The 13,270-nt window shown below is 39.2% G+C and carries 14 protein-coding genes; 8 read left to right on the top strand and 6 right to left on the bottom strand.

Annotation, left to right across the window (positions count from 1 at the left end; genetic code table 11):
• Positions 1-58: 58 nt before the first annotated feature.
• Positions 59-1,186: a DUF4407 domain-containing protein gene (locus QF042_RS02335; RefSeq protein WP_307524959.1), complete on the bottom strand. Its 1,128-nt coding sequence runs from the start codon at positions 1,184-1,186 to the stop codon at positions 59-61.
• A gap of 128 nt (positions 1,187-1,314) precedes the next feature.
• Between QF042_RS02335 and QF042_RS02330 the strand changes: the two genes are divergently transcribed.
• Both QF042_RS02330 and QF042_RS02325 read left to right on the top strand, forming a co-directional pair.
• Positions 1,315-1,632 (top strand): rhodanese-like domain-containing protein, encoded by a 318-nt coding sequence (locus QF042_RS02330; RefSeq protein WP_029277953.1) that lies wholly within the window; start codon positions 1,315-1,317, stop codon positions 1,630-1,632.
• A 121-nt stretch (positions 1,633-1,753) separates the two neighbouring features.
• Positions 1,754-1,951: a DUF6358 family protein gene (locus QF042_RS02325; RefSeq protein ID WP_029277955.1), complete on the top strand. Its 198-nt coding sequence runs from the start codon at positions 1,754-1,756 to the stop codon at positions 1,949-1,951.
• A 143-nt stretch (positions 1,952-2,094) separates the two neighbouring features.
• On the opposite strand, the gene QF042_RS02320 is transcribed toward QF042_RS02325, so the two are convergent.
• Positions 2,095-3,126, bottom strand: a complete 1,032-nt coding sequence (locus QF042_RS02320) for a dipeptide epimerase (RefSeq protein WP_307524952.1) — start codon at positions 3,124-3,126, stop codon at positions 2,095-2,097.
• A gap of 78 nt (positions 3,127-3,204) precedes the next feature.
• Here QF042_RS02320 and QF042_RS02315 point away from each other — a divergent pair, with 78 nt between their 5' ends.
• Together QF042_RS02315 and QF042_RS02310 are read left to right on the top strand one after the other, a co-directional pair.
• On the top strand, positions 3,205-4,341 hold the full coding sequence (locus QF042_RS02315; protein ID WP_307524950.1) for a hypothetical protein: 1,137 nt from the start codon (positions 3,205-3,207) through the stop codon (positions 4,339-4,341).
• A gap of 170 nt (positions 4,342-4,511) precedes the next feature.
• Complete coding sequence (locus QF042_RS02310; RefSeq protein ID WP_307524948.1) at positions 4,512-5,495, top strand: hypothetical protein; 984 nt, start codon at positions 4,512-4,514, stop codon at positions 5,493-5,495.
• Positions 5,496-5,655: 160 nt separating this feature from the next.
• On the opposite strand, the gene QF042_RS02305 is transcribed toward QF042_RS02310, so the two are convergent.
• The 3 genes from QF042_RS02305 to QF042_RS02295 are packed head-to-tail and all read right to left on the bottom strand — an operon-like array spanning position 5,656 to position 8,776.
• Complete coding sequence (locus QF042_RS02305; RefSeq protein WP_307524946.1) at positions 5,656-6,270, bottom strand: rhomboid family intramembrane serine protease; 615 nt, start codon at positions 6,268-6,270, stop codon at positions 5,656-5,658.
• Between the two features lie 5 nt (positions 6,271-6,275).
• The gene (locus QF042_RS02300) at positions 6,276-8,015 is read right to left on the bottom strand and encodes a M14 family metallopeptidase (protein ID WP_307524944.1); all 1,740 of its coding nucleotides are present in this window, start codon (positions 8,013-8,015) and stop codon (positions 6,276-6,278) included.
• Between the two features lie 29 nt (positions 8,016-8,044).
• Positions 8,045-8,776 carry a hypothetical protein gene (locus QF042_RS02295; protein WP_307524941.1) on the bottom strand — a complete coding sequence of 244 codons (732 nt, stop codon included), beginning with the start codon at positions 8,774-8,776 and terminating at the stop codon, positions 8,045-8,047.
• Positions 8,777-8,835: 59 nt separating this feature from the next.
• On the opposite strand from QF042_RS02295, the gene pepT reads away from it, so the two are divergent.
• The gene (gene pepT / locus QF042_RS02290) at positions 8,836-10,089 is read left to right on the top strand and encodes a peptidase T (RefSeq protein ID WP_307524940.1); all 1,254 of its coding nucleotides are present in this window, start codon (positions 8,836-8,838) and stop codon (positions 10,087-10,089) included.
• 58 nt (positions 10,090-10,147) lie between these two features.
• On the opposite strand, the gene QF042_RS02285 is transcribed toward pepT, so the two are convergent.
• The gene (locus tag QF042_RS02285; RefSeq protein ID WP_307524939.1) at positions 10,148-10,477 is read right to left on the bottom strand and encodes a hypothetical protein; all 330 of its coding nucleotides are present in this window, start codon (positions 10,475-10,477) and stop codon (positions 10,148-10,150) included.
• Between the two features lie 151 nt (positions 10,478-10,628).
• Here QF042_RS02285 and QF042_RS02280 point away from each other — a divergent pair, with 151 nt between their 5' ends.
• From QF042_RS02280 to QF042_RS02270, 3 genes are all read left to right on the top strand, one after another.
• Positions 10,629-11,495, top strand: a complete 867-nt coding sequence (locus tag QF042_RS02280; RefSeq protein WP_307524937.1) for an aldose 1-epimerase family protein — start codon at positions 10,629-10,631, stop codon at positions 11,493-11,495.
• Positions 11,496-11,617: 122 nt separating this feature from the next.
• Positions 11,618-12,049, top strand: coding sequence for a DoxX family protein (locus QF042_RS02275; RefSeq protein ID WP_307524935.1), 432 nt, complete (start codon positions 11,618-11,620; stop codon positions 12,047-12,049).
• A gap of 546 nt (positions 12,050-12,595) precedes the next feature.
• Entirely contained in the window at positions 12,596-13,021 is a 426-nt protein-coding gene (locus QF042_RS02270; protein ID WP_307524933.1) for a VOC family protein, read from the top strand.
• Positions 13,022-13,270 lie beyond the last annotated feature (249 nt).

The following is a 13,270-nucleotide window of genomic DNA, read 5'->3' as shown; positions in this document are numbered from 1 at the left end:
TGGTATTTTGGCCATGATCTATTAACCATCAGCCGTGAACCATCTTCTGCATTTACCATTACCCCTCGCTATCCCAATCGTGTTTTTCGAGATCGCGGTACGCTTTTCCTTTTATAATTTCTTTCTTTTTAGATGATTCTGAATCGACCCTTGTTTCGTGGATATTATCGGCCACCTCAAAATGGAAATCCTTGTCTTTTTTAGAATGATAAATCGATACCTCATCCCCATCCGCTATCGCATAGTCATAAGGTCCCCGTGTACTCATCAGTTTTACAAACACGGGTAAACATTCAAAAAAGATAAACAGCAGCCCGATAAAAGTGACGGCAATTGCGGTATTGTTATCGCGTGTGCCATCTACATTAAATTTAAGTTGCCCCAATGCCCAGTTCCGATCGGCAAAACCTGCAATATCCGACAAACTGTCTAACTGTTTTTTAGTGTACAGTTTTTCAGTAAACAGGCCATCAAATTCTTTGCGCTTATCTACAAAAGATTCTGATTTATTAATGGTGGCTTTTAGTGAATCTAATTCGGCCGTGCGTTGTGCAATTTCGGCTTCCTTACGTTTGGCATAAGGTCCATAGCCCATTACACCCGAAGTTTCGGTGGTTTTGTTACCAAAAATCTCGAAATTAAGCTTCTGTCTGTCCGCTTTAATTCCTTTTTCAAGCGAGTCCCGTGTGGCTTTCTGTTGATTTAACCTGCCAAATTCTACCTGATATTTTTTCTCGAAAGCTTTGTTCAAGGTATCAATTTTAGCACGCTGCCCATTTAGGTAACTTACTTTTAGGCGCTCTTTTATTTCTTTATCGAAAATTTTAAGCTCTATAGGTCTAGAAATGACCATACCGATCATAATGGCTAACAAAATACGCGGTGTGGCCTGTAACAATTGCTTATTGGTACTGGCACTTTTGTTAATGCTAGATACGATATAACGGTCCATATTAAAGATGGCTGCACCCCATAAAAAGCCGAAAACAATAGCGAAAATTACGGCCAGATCATCGCCTTTAAACACAAAATACATGGCATAACCCCCGGAAAGGGCTGCAAATAAGCCTGTAAAAAAGATGGTGGCACCAATGCCGGTATATTTATTTTGTTCTGAAGGATACTTTTCCAGCGTCGCGACATGAGCGCCAGAGCAAAACCAAAAGAAACGGTTCAGTTTGTCCATTTGTAACTATTTATAATTAAACGCCTAAGGGTTAAAGTTGTTACAGTTTTAGGTGAAATTTTATGGCATTTTTTTGATGGGCAGTGTAGAATGGATTTTCCTATATTTGCATAAATACATTTAATAAAATGAAAGAAATATCGGTACAAGAACTAAAAGAGAAAATCGATAACAAAGAAGATTTTCAATTGATTGATGTTCGTGAAACATTTGAATATGAAGTTTCCAATCTTGAAGGAGAAAATATCCCTTTAGGTGGAATTTTAATTGAGGCTGATAAGGTTGCGAAAGATAAGCCTGTAATTATTCAGTGCCGCAGTGGAAAAAGAAGTGCAGCAGCAGTAATGCAGTTGGAGCAACAATACGGATTTGACAATCTTTATAACTTAAAAGGCGGTATTTTAGCCTGGCAGGAAGCTTTTGATCCAAGCATGCCGGTATATTAATGATAGAATGATTGAGTTTTGAATGAGTGAATGTTATTATCGCTTATTCAAAATTCATTCTCTCATTCAATCATTCTCTAATTTCAGCATTCTCTAATTTCGTCATTCAATCATTTCTACCGTGGGTAAAAAATTTGCTTTAAATATCTTCTATAACCTAGCCATTATCCTTTCTATTTTTGGATTAGTATGGTGTTATAACAATGCTAAATATCTTCCAGCTGGTTTTTTGGTAGGTACAACGGCTTGTTTGTTCTACTTTAAATATCAGCTTACTAAAGACATCAGAAAAAGCTTTAAAGAAAAAGATCAGAAGTAGCAATTTAATGGTAGAATGAGTGAGTGTTTGAATGAGTGAATATTATGATATAACGCCTATTCAAAATGCAGCTATCATTTCTTCGCTCATACTCCTCCTTCAATCATTCTATAATTTAGTCATTCAATCATTTCTACTTTGCTTTAAGGAAAAAGATCAGAAGTAATACCTTCTAAGCCTAAACCTGGCTGATCTTTTAAAATATACTTCCCGTTTTCAAAAGCCGGATCGGTAAAAGGATTATTCTTGGTTAGCCATGGTCCATCCAAATCGGCCCAATTACATAAGGGAGCTAAAGCAGCCGCAGCCAAAGTGGCACAACTGGTTTCGCTCATACAGCCGATCAGTACTTTCATCCCAAAAGAACGGGCTTTCAAAATCATCTGATGCCCTTCGTACATGCCACAGCTTTTCATCAGTTTTACGTTAATGCCATGATAAGCACCTTTCAGTTTATCCATGTCGGCTAAACGCTGTACGGCCTCATCAGCTAATAAAGGAACCGGACTACGCTCGGTTAACCAGGCATTCCCATCGAGGTTGTTTTTATCCATGGGTTGCTCAATCAGTACCACACCCTGGTTATGCAGCCAATAAATTAAATCAATCGCTTTAATCTTATCTGCCCAGCCCTGGTTCGCATCCACATATAAGGGTACATTGGTCATGCTTCGAATCGTTTCGATAATTTCCTGGTCGTTATCTCTTCCCAGTTTGACTTTGATCACTTTAAAAGCTTCGGCATCTTTCAGTTTTTCGCGGATTACCTCAGGGGTATCAATCCCAATAGTATAAGAAGTTACCGGCATTTTAGCAGGATCTGCACCGTAAATTTCATAACAAGGTTTATTCAACAGCTTCCCTTGAATATCGTTAAGGGCGATATCAATGGCGGCTTTAATGGCTGGCTGGCCAGGAGCAAGACTGTCCAGATAGGTAATAATTTCTTTGAAATCAAATGGATATTGGATTTTATCCCAATCTACAAGGCTCAGAAAAGCCGCTGCACTTTCGTAACCCTCACCCATATAAGGCACCATAGAGGCCTCACCATAACCCGTTACGCCTTCATGTTCAACCTTTAACAACATTAAAGGGGTGCTGGTACGGGTAAATTTCGAGATCGAAAAAGGATGTTTTAATTCTAATTCAAATTGCCTGCAACTAATCTTCATTATCAATCGTCTTCTAAATAAATAAGGTAATTATCGCCTTACAAATTATCTTTGTTTATTAACGCAACTACCACTGCCATGAAAAACATTTCAAGATTACGGTATTTTATTTATTTATCCTTAATAATTATTGGAGGATGTACCACAGGGAAAAAAGCCTTACAAAAAGGTGATTATGATGCTTCGGTTGCCAAAGCAGTAAGCAGGCTGCAAAACTCGCCTAAAAATAGCGAGGCCATGGAAGTGTTAAAAACAGCATACGGTTTAGCGCTGCAAGACCATTTGCGAAAAATTGAAGAAGCGAAAATGTCTAACGATTTATTCAGATGGGAATCGGTGATGTACGATTATCAAAAAATCAATCAATTGGCCGATGACATTAACAGTTGCCCGACCTGCTTAATTATTGTTCCAGGTCCTTCGAAATACATCAATGAACTTGCTGATAGTAAGTATAATGCTGCCGGAGCAAGATATAATTCGGGTTTAGCCTATTTAAGAGAAAATAACCGTCCATCGGCAAAAAAAGCCTATTATGAGTTCGAGAAAACACAGAGCCTTCAACCCAATTATAAAGATGCCAAGGCTAAAATGGAGGATGCTTATTGGGCAGCAGTAACCAGGGTTGTGGTACAGCCCATTATTGTAAATAGCGGCATGTACAAATTAAGCGCCGATTATTTTCAGCAGCAGATCGATCAGTTTATTGGAAATTACTCGAGAAATAAGTTTGTAATTTTTTATGGCGAGGCGCAGGCTACCGACCAAAAAATTGTTCCCGATCAGGTATTGAGCTTAAACTTTGACGATTTTGTTGTGGGCCAAACCTATGTAAAAGAAAGGGTTGAAAAGTTAAAACGCGACAGCGTAGTCATTGGCGAAACCCGTCAGAAAAAACCTATTTATGCCACCGTTAAAGCTACTTTAAGCATTTTCGAGAAGAACATATCCTCATCGGGCTTACTGGATATGAGCATTACCGATTGGAGCACAAAAAAGCTGGTACGCCAGCAAAAATTCCCTGGAACTTATGTATGGAGAGATAGTTGGGCCACCTTTAAAGGCGATGACAGGGCACTGAGCAAACAGCAACTGGCCATTACCAGAAGGAGGGAGCAATTGCCTCCGCCACCAAGTACTTTGTTTTTAGAATTCACCAAACCGATTTATAACCAGCTGGTTGATGATATCAGTTACTATTATAACAACTTGTAGACCTCTCCCACCTCACCCTGTCAAGGTCGCTGGTACCGCAATGTCCTTTGTCTCCCTCTCCTGCAGGAGAGGGGAGCTGCTGAAGTGGGTAAAGCAAACCAGCAAACAGGGTGAGGTGGTTGTAATCCCTGCGTTAAAATAAAATATCGGTACAAAGCCCTAAAAATATAATGGCTAATATTGCAGTGATGAATACCGGCTTATACAATCCTTTCCAAAACTTCGATTTTTTATACAAAATCTGCTTTTTAAGCGGCAAAACCTTTAACTCTCCTGTAATTCAGGTTCCGTTAATTCCAAAATGGTTATTGGAACAGGCCGGCTTAAGCGGCGAAGAGCAGATCCAGTTTTTGGATGAGAGTATCCGCTCTTACAATACATTGGTTATCCCGGTAAACAGTGAGGTAAACGAGCAGTTTTTAACCCCGCTCGAACATAAGATTGAAGCCGCGTTTTCAACCGGTTATGATGCCGTTTCTGTATTGCCAGAACTTGATCTTTTTAACTGGATCGGCAAATTTTTATATGGCTTCGTGTACATCGAAATGCATTCGGCTCTGCGCAAGGAAATGACTGCCGATGGCCTAAACATGTCGCAATCGTTAATGATGAAATTTGCCAACCTGAATTTCATGATGCAGAACCTGTATACCAGCCTGGAGTTTGAAGATTTTTCGCCATGGTCTATCACTGTGGTAAAACTGGAAAACGGAGAAACACCGTTCAGTTTCCGTGATGAGATTAACACTTTAACTTTCTCGTTAAAAATGAAAGATTTTGGTATCATTGCCTGTTTACAAGATAATGGTACTAATAAGCGCTATCATCAGGATATCATCAACGAAATAAAAGGAAAAGCTTTAACCGCCGAGCAGTTTGAAGAGCTGAGTGCCCGCTTTTATTATTCGGCCTATCTGTTTAACCGTTTACCCGAATATACTTTTATGCCGGTAGAAGGTACCATTTATATCGAAGCCATGCCTTTACGGGGAAATATGACCAAACCGCTTTTTGATGTTTGGCAACATAAAGTATATGCACAGGTATTGGAAAACTTCTGGAAACCCTGGGGTTATGTGGTATTCGAGATTATTAAAAACCCTGACGAGCCAATGAGTTTCTTCGAGAAGCCTTATTTGCCTACTGCAGGGTAGTTTTTTACCACAGATTTGCACAGATAAACACAGATTTTAATTTTTCGATAACCTAACGTGATCGTCATTTCGAGCGGAGTGCAACGAAGTCGAGAAATCTATTATAGATCTCTCTCCCGAAAGTTCGGGACTATGCTTCAGTCGAGATGACGAAATTAAACTATCTCCCACCAGTTAACATGGCGATAAAGTTCTGCAAAATACCCGGAACAAAAATGATAGTAAAAATCAATCCGGTTAAGGCACCAAAAAAGTGCGCATCATGATTGATATGATCTCTGGAATTGCGGGAAGCATAAGCACAATAAACCAAATACAAAATCCCAAAAACGACCGCGGGAATCCCGATCGGGATAAACATGATGTAAATTTTAGACATCGGGTTAAACAAAATATAGCTAAAAAGTACCGCACTAATTGCTCCTGAGGCACCAAGGCTATTGTAGTTAAAATGATCTTTATGTTTAATAACGGTGGGTAAATCACTCAGTACCAACCCTAAAAAATACAATAATCCAAACTGCCAGCTTCCCATTAATCTTTCGAGTGTAAAGGCAAAAGCATAAAAGGTAAACATATTAAAAAACAAGTGCATCCAGTCTGCATGCACAAGCCCGCTGGTAATCAAGGTGTATACATTCTGTCCTTTAGCAACACTATACGGGTGCAGCATAAACTTGCCATAAAGCGAATGATCATAGAAAGCGTATAAACTGGTAATAACGGTAAAAACGAAAATTACGGAGGCAACTGGTGCGATATTGAAGTATTCCATTAGGGTTATTTTAAATCAAGTTTTACATCTGTTAGCAAACGGGCTACCGGATATCTGTTGTGTGTTTTTTCGTAATAATCAGAATTTTTATACACAAAATCAAGTTGTGCAGCCGCATTCTTCGCAAATTCGGCATCCGAAGCTTTTTTCGCTTCCAGTTTACTTTTGAGTTCTGGATTATTTTTTAGCAGTTCTGTAGCCGTGTCTTCAAAAACATATGCCGAATAATGTTCCTTCATATCCAAAATAGAATCGAAAAAATTCCAGTTGAAATAAGAATCAGTAGCCTGAGGTTCTAACGTTTCGACAATATACCGGTTAACCGGCTGGTTAACATATACCACAAAATCGCCGGCGTAATATTGCATGTTTTGTTTAACCGGGTTTACCTTTACACCCGAGTGCAGGTAATGCCCTTCATATGGGCGGGTGCCAGTTTTAAAATCGCCGATATAATAACTTTCTACTTCAATTTTCTGATCGGCCTTAAGTACCCTGAGTTTAACATTATTCAGTTTAAGCAGGGTAATTACACGGTCCCAGGCTTTTGGAATAATGTAGGCAACCGGCTTTTGAACAGACAGCGCAGGTTCAAACTTGTTCCATTCTTTAATGGTTTTGGTGTAAGGCTTGCTGCGATCATAGTATAAACGGTCGGCACCACTTACCGTACTGGGTTTTTGCCCGGCCTCAAAGCCTTTAAAGGTTAAATCATTTACCTCGGTTTTATTGAGCTTCCATTCTAAAGGAAATTCCTTTTGTGCAGCCACAAATTCATCGGCCTTGCGTTTATTCTCTCCGATAATCCTGGCATCGCGTTCTACAATCTGAATATAGGTTTGCAAAAGCTTGTAAGTCGCATCCACCCGCAAATCGTACGATTTTAACATATGCGTTTCGGGCATAAAACCTATGGTATTGTGCAGTGTGGTGTATCCCGTAGAATAACGCGGGGGATCAATAAATCCGGTTATTCCGCTTTCAGGCGTTTCGCCTATCGAATTTACGTAAGGGATCATCGGGTAACCCATCTTCTCCATTCCGGTATAGAGATCAGGCACCAATGTTTTAGTCAGATAATCAGCAAGAATCGGGTTCAGTTTATCTTTTTGTGTAGGAATAAGTGTCATCACATATTGATAGTCTGCACCGTTACTGGTATGCGTATCTACAAATATTTCGGGCTGCCAGGTGTTAAATATTTGTTGAAATGCTTCCGAATTTTTCGAATCAGTTTTAATGAAATCACGGTTCAGATCGAGGTTTTTGCTATTTCCTCTAAAACCGTAAGCAACTGGGCCGTTCTGGTTAGCCCTTGATGTTCCGCTACGGCTAAAACTGCCATCGATATTGTAGAGGGGAATGATGCAGATCACCACATCTTTTGGCAGCTTACCTGCTTTAAGCAGATCGCGGGCAAGCATCATCGATGCATCTACACCCTCTGGTTCGCCGGGGTGAATGCCATTGTTGATCAATAAAATCCTTTTGTCGTGCTTTCTAATTTCCGAAGGATCAAAAACCCGGTCACGCGATAAAACCAATACATGCAAAGGTTTACCAAAATCTGTACTTCCATAGGTGAATAATTTGGCCTCCGGATAGGCTTTAGTCAGGTTTTCGTAATAGGCTATTGCAGCGGTGTAAGTGGTCGTCTCTATTTTACCGCTTAATTCGAAAGGCGTTTTTTGTGCCGTAGCTTTTAACCTCATGGAGAGCAAACAAAACACAAAGAATTTTCTCATGCTTAAATCTAAGAAATGAAATGATGTTATTAAAGTGTTTTACGATAAGATTTAATTGTCCCAAACATATATTTAAAGCCTATGGTATAAACGTTGTAAACATCCGGCGAATAGTTCTCGAACTTGGCGCTCGAATCGTTATAACCATCCAAACCCTCGCCAAAAGTATAGTTCGATTGTGCATTGATATTGATGATATACCGCATATAACCGTATCCATCATTAATGTAATAATTAAAACCGAAGTTTAAGGGTACCATTAGGTTCAAGCTTTTATCTTTACCCGGAAAAGGCCCATAGCCAGGATCGTATGCTGCCCAGCTTGGTTTATACCTTACAATATCGGTAATGTTATTGTTAACAGCCCCAATGCCCAAGCCCACGTACAAACCCCTCATGTTGTATAAAAACTCGCTTTTATCGTAATTCACCACTTCACCAAGCATTAGCTTTATATTGGCTGTAATGGCGGTATATTGGTTTACAAACTGACGGTTATGCGGATCGGTTTCTATATCTCCGCCCTGAACCATGCCATACTGCCCCTCTAAACCCAGGGTTACAAATGGAGTGATATGATAATCGAATACGCCATAAGCTGTGTAACCAAAACTTCCCTTGTACACATCAGTATAAGATTTGTTTATTCCTCCTCCAAAACCGTACGACATTTTAAAATAATTGGATTGGGCAAAAGAAAAACTTCCTATAAAAACAAGCAGAAGGGTTATGTAGGTAGCTCTCAGCAAATTAAAAATCATATCGTTTTTTTACAAAAATAATATGTTTATCGAATATCTATAACTTTTACCTTTGAATTATGAGTACATACACCAACTTTAACAAATCACTCGAGCAGCGGTTTATAAAATATACGAAGATTGATACCCAATCTGATCCAAATTCTCCTACCTGTCCATCAACCCTGAAACAAAAGAACTTAGGCAAAGAATTGGTTCAGGAATTGTTAGAAATTGGCATTTCTGATGCCGAAATGGACGATAACGGCTATGTGTATGGTACAATCCCATCAAATACAAACAAGCAGTTACCCGTAATTTTCTTCTGTTCACACATGGATACCTCACCAGATTGTAGTGGTGAAAATGTTAAACCGATTATTCATGACAATTATCAAGGACAAGACTTAATTCTGCCTGATGATCACAATATTGTAATAAAACTGTCTGAACACACAGACCTGAAGCACCAGATTGGTAACGATATTATCACGGCAAGTGGAACAACTTTATTGGGTGCCGATAATAAAGCAGGTTTAGCTGAAATTATGGAAGCGGCCACCTTTTTAATGAAAAACCCAGCGGTAAAACACGGAACCATAAAGCTTCTTTTTACTCCTGACGAAGAAATAGGCCGTGGTGTAGACAAAGCTGATTTAAAAAAATTAGGTGCCGATTTTGGTTATACCATAGATGGGGAAACATTAGGCTCTATTGAAGATGAAACCTTTTCTGCGGATGGTGCTACCCTTAAAATTTATGGCGTAAGTACACACCCGGGCTTTGCAAAAAGAAAAATGGAAAGTGCCATTAAGATCCTTGCTGAAATTTTAGATTCGCTGCCAAAGGATACACTTACTCCAGAATCAACACATCAAAAAGAAGGGTTTATCCATCCGGTAAGCATGAACGGACAGGTAGAAGAGGCAGAAGCACAGTTTATCATCAGAGATTTTACCGATGAGAAACTAGCCGAACATGGACAATTTTTGGAAGAAACCGTAAAAAAGGTAATGGAAAAGTATCCAAAATCTACCTACAAGCTTCATATTAAAGCACAATACCGCAACATGAAACCGATTTTAGATCAGCATCCTAAAATTGTGCAGTATGGTATTGAAGCCATTGAAAGAGCCGGTGTGGTGGCCAAACAACAAAGTATCCGTGGTGGAACCGATGGCTCGCGACTTTCTTACATGGGTTTACCATGCCCCAATATTTTTGCCGGAGAACATGCCTTTCATAGTAAACAAGAATGGGTAAGCGTACAGGATATGGAAAAAGCTGTACAAACCATTATTAATATCGCTTGTATCTGGGAAGAGAAAGGATAAGTCCAAAGTCTTGAGTCAATAGTCTTGAGTCTAATCATCGATTGATAAGGACTCAGGACTAATAAGAAGCTTGTCCAATATCCAACCTCGCTATTTTTCCTTCCTTATTCAGCTGAAATTTAAAATAGGTTTTAAAATTGCCCCATTGGTCCGAGTGGAAATGGCCATACACTTCCAATCCGTTGTTCTCCACTTTATCTATACTGGTAAAACGCTCATGGCCCAGCGCTTTCTTAAAGAAATTATTAAATTTCATCTGGTTCCCGTCGTCGTAAAAGGCAACCTCGGCAGCAAATAAAGGAAACCATGTTTTTTCATCACCTTTTTGCAAAGCGGTAATAGCGGCCTTTACTTTTGCATTTGATAATTTTGTTAAATCTATCGCCATAGGTTTTCTAATTTTGTTTTTGAGCGAAGTAAATGCGCGGATAATAAAATAAACACAGCATAAAGCTTTTTCATTAATAAGCTTTATGTAGTGATCAAAATTAATAAAAAAGATGTTTTTAAAGCACATCTTTTTGCTAATTTAGCTGGTAATGATAACTCTCGAAAACGACTATATAAAAGTTAGCTTGGCGGCTAAAGGCGCAGAACTTCAAGGCTTATTTAGTAAAGAAACCAAGCTCGAATATTTATGGAATGCCAATCCTAAATATTGGGCAAAACACAGTCCGGTTTTATTTCCTATTGTTGGCTCATTAAAAAACAACAGTTTTACTTACCAGGGTAAAAACTACGAGCTACCCCGTCATGGTTTCGCCCGCGATCATGTTTTTAATTTCGAAAAAATAAGTGAAACCGAAGCTGTTTTTACGTTAACCCAAAACGAAGATACCTTAAAGGTATATCCTTTTTATTTTGAGCTGAAACTGAGGTATCGATTAATAGATAGAAAGCTGAACTTAACTTACGAGGTAAAAAACACAGGTACTGCCGAGCTTTTATTCTCCATTGGTGCACACCCGGCATTTGCGGTGCCCAATACCCCCAATACCGTTTACGAAGATTATTACCTGGCCTTTAATACCGATGAGAAATTAACTTTCTGGAAACTCGAAGATGGCTTAGTAGCCAACGAAACGGAGCTCATTGAACTGGGTGGACACAGGTTGAACCTTAAACATAGCCTGTTTTATAACGATGCGCTGGTTTTTAAAACCCTGCAAAGCAACTGCATTAGTTTGCTTAACACCAAAAATGATTATGGCCTGCATTTCCATTTTGAGGAATTTCCTTTCTTCGGTATCTGGGCCGCTACCGATGCGCCTTTTATTTGTTTAGAACCCTGGTGTGGTGTTGCCGATGGCATTAACCACAATCAGGAATTAACACACAAAGAGGGTATAATAAAGCTTGATGTGGGCGAAAACTGGTCGCGGTTTTGGGAAGTAGAGTGTTTCTAGGTTGATCTGTTAATGTGCTGAAATAGCGCAGCAGCTTTCATTTCTTAATCTACATTAAGAAAATTGCGATGCATAGTTACTAAATTGCAGTGCATTGAATACAAAATAGCTGTTAAAACAAGATGAAAAACATACCACACTTTGCACAACTATTTCTTCGGCTCGCTCTGGGCATTGGTTTTATACTACCTGTTATGGACCGCTTTGGTTGGTTGGGTGCGCCAGGTTCTCCAACTGTTGGCTGGGGTAACTGGTCGGTGTTTTTAGATTATACCAACGCTTTAATGCCCTTTTTAGCAAGGCCGGTAGCCAATGTAATGGCTATTCTGGCCACCGCAGGCGAGCTGGTTTTTGGGATAATGCTTATAATTGGGTTCAAGATTAAATTGGCGGCTATCGGTAGTTTTTTACTCACACTTGCCTTTGCCCTCTCTATGCTCATCTTTGCAAATTACAGGGCACCTTTTAACTATTCTGTTTTTGTAGTAAGCGCTTCCAGCCTGTTGTTAGTAACGCTGCCCAGCTATAAATGGAGCATGGAAGGAAGCAAATAGTTATCCACATTAAAATTTATTGACACGGTGTAGTGAAAACCACTACCCATAAGGGGGTATTTTTACCTTTTAGTTTTGATATTAACATGTGGATAACTATATTTATCATGTTAAAATTAAATCAACGGGACGATTTAGATTAAAACGCGAAGCCTTTCAGCAATGAAAGGCTTTTTTTTGCAAAAAAAACACGCCCTCACAAGAGGACGTGTTCACTCAAATCTAAAATTATTTTGGGACGATTGAGAATATTTCAATAAATGTTTAATACCCTGATACAAAGATGAAAAAGATGAAGGATTTATTTCTGTTCAGTTTTATTCATCTGTAAAATAACAATTACCAAAAACATTAGAGAATGAATAAAACATTAAAAACAATTCTTTTCAAAATAGATTAGCTGCGTTATGGCAATAGCAATAAAGCCTGAACCGTCCAAATTCTATTCATTTTTCAATGTCAAAAATGCCCTTACATTTGTCTCAAGCACCCCCATATTATCATGGCTAAGCGCTGTAACTTAGTTGTAAGCAAAATAAATAAGATATGGCAACCATGCATCCTTACTTAAACTTCGACGGCAAGGCCGAAGAAGCTTTTAATTTTTATAAATCGGTTTTTGGCGGAGAATTTACCTTCTTTGCAAAAATGAGCGATATGCCCGAATCGGACAAATTAACCGAGGCGGAAAAAAATCGTGTCATGCACATAGCCCTACCCATTAATGAGCATACAACTTTAATGGCGTCTGATTGTGTGCCTTCTGCGGGGCATGTACTTAAAGAAGGTAATAATATGTACATTAATATCAATGCCGGGAGCCGCGAAGACGCCGATCGCTTATTTAACGGCCTTTCAGCAGGTGGCACCATCGAAATGCCAATGGACGATATGTTCTGGGGCGATTACTTTGGCAGTTTTAAAGACAGGTTTGGCATTCAATGGATGGTTAATTTTAGCAATGCCCGATAATTTGATAGCTGCTAAGGCCTAAGCTAGGCTAACATGTAAGCTTATGCAAAGATCATGGTAGCTATCAAGGCTGTATTATAAATATAAATTGTCACCCTGAGGGTAAATTTAAAATCAATATAAATGGCTTAGACTTTTTTGCAGTGATAGACTGCGGCGAATCGTCATCTCGACCGTAGTGGAGAGATCTTTTAATATAATCCAAAGATCTCTCCACTACGCCTTGCTCCGGTCGAGATGACGCCGATT

Origin of the sequence: Pedobacter sp. W3I1 (assembly GCF_030816015.1) — a bacterium.
In the GTDB taxonomy this organism is placed as follows: Bacteria; Bacteroidota; Bacteroidia; order Sphingobacteriales; family Sphingobacteriaceae; genus Pedobacter.
This window is presented reverse-complemented; position numbering and strand designations above follow the sequence as displayed.